A 1,299-nucleotide genomic window follows, 5' to 3' on the forward strand; every position below is an offset into this window, starting at 1 on the left:
GCAGGGCTGTCCGGGGAAAGTTTTGAGTGAATCGAAATGCCGCATGTGCATGCCCCGTAAAACGGGGTTTGTCCGTCTTCTCTCTGGTTGTCGAGACTCAGAAAAGGAACGGGGCATGCGCTTTGCACCTAGCATCTTCGGGCAGCTTCTTGAAGCGGTGGATCGCCGTCAATTCCAAGCCATTGTGGATCGTCACGCCGGCGATGCCTACGACAAATCGTTCAGGAGTTGGGATCATCTGGTGGTGTTGATCTATGCCCAGTTCTGCGGCAGCGACAGCCTGCGTGGCCTGGAAGCCGGTTGGAACGCCAACAGCCAGCATCATTACCACCTGGGCAGCGGTCCGCTGATGCGTTCGACCTTGTCGGACGCCAACAGACGGCGCCCGGTCGCCATTTTTGCCGAGGCCTTCAGCCTGGTGGCGGGCCTGCTCGACCGGCAGACGCGGCAAGAGGGTAAAGACATGCTGCGGCTGATCGACTCGACCCCCATTCCGCTCGGCAAGCTGTGCGAGTGGGCCAAGTCGAACGGACGCATCCGCGGCATGAAGGTCCATGTCGTCTATGACCCGAAGGCCGACCATCCGCGCGTCCTCGACATCACCGACGCCAACGTCAACGACGCCCAGATCGGCCGCCGGATCACTATCGAGCCCGCGGCGACCTATGTGTTCGACAAGGGCTATTGCCACTATGGCTGGTGGACGGCGATCGCCGAGGCCGGGTCGGTCTTCGTGACGCGGCCCAAGACCAACATGGGGCTGGCGCAGGTGTGCAACCGCCCCGTGGCCGAGCCGCAGGGCGACGGCTTCCTGGTCCTGGAAGACAGTGAGGTGAGCCTGGTCAGCAAGGGCGCTTGCAAGCTGCCGATACGCCTGCGGCGCCTGCGCATCCAGCGCCAGGAAGGCGACACCATCATGCTTTTGACCAACGACATGGAGCGCTCCGCAGTCGAGATCGGGCAGCTCTACAAAGGCCGCTGGCAAATCGAGCTTCTGTTCCGCTGGATCAAGCAGCACCTCAAGATCGGCAAGTTCCTGGGCAACAACGGCAATGCAATCCGCCTGCAGCTCTTCGCGGCGATGATCGCCTATGCGCTGCTGCGCATCGTCGCGCGCACCCGAGGTGTCGCCATTCCAATCCTGCGGTTCACAGAGCTGGTCGCCCAATACCTGTTCGGGCGGCGAAAAATAAACGCCATCGACAAGCCGCCGCCGGTCAATCCGAGCCGACCAAGAGACCGATCCTCCCTCAATCAGATGGCCTTCATATATGAATAAATTTCCCCGGACAGCCCTGC

The 1,299-nt window shown here is 61.4% G+C and carries 1 protein-coding gene; it reads left to right on the forward strand.

Annotated elements, in window-relative coordinates; all coding sequences use genetic code 11:
* Positions 1 to 115: 115 nt before the first annotated feature.
* Positions 116 to 1,279 carry an IS4 family transposase gene (locus NKH02_RS34330; RefSeq protein ID WP_352874170.1) on the forward strand — a complete coding sequence of 388 codons (1,164 nt, stop codon included), beginning with the start codon at positions 116 to 118 and terminating at the stop codon, positions 1,277 to 1,279.
* Positions 1,280 to 1,299 lie beyond the last annotated feature (20 nt).

The sequence above is a fragment of the Mesorhizobium sp. M1396 genome, assembly GCF_040317725.1.
Lineage (GTDB): Bacteria > Pseudomonadota > Alphaproteobacteria > Rhizobiales > Rhizobiaceae > Mesorhizobium.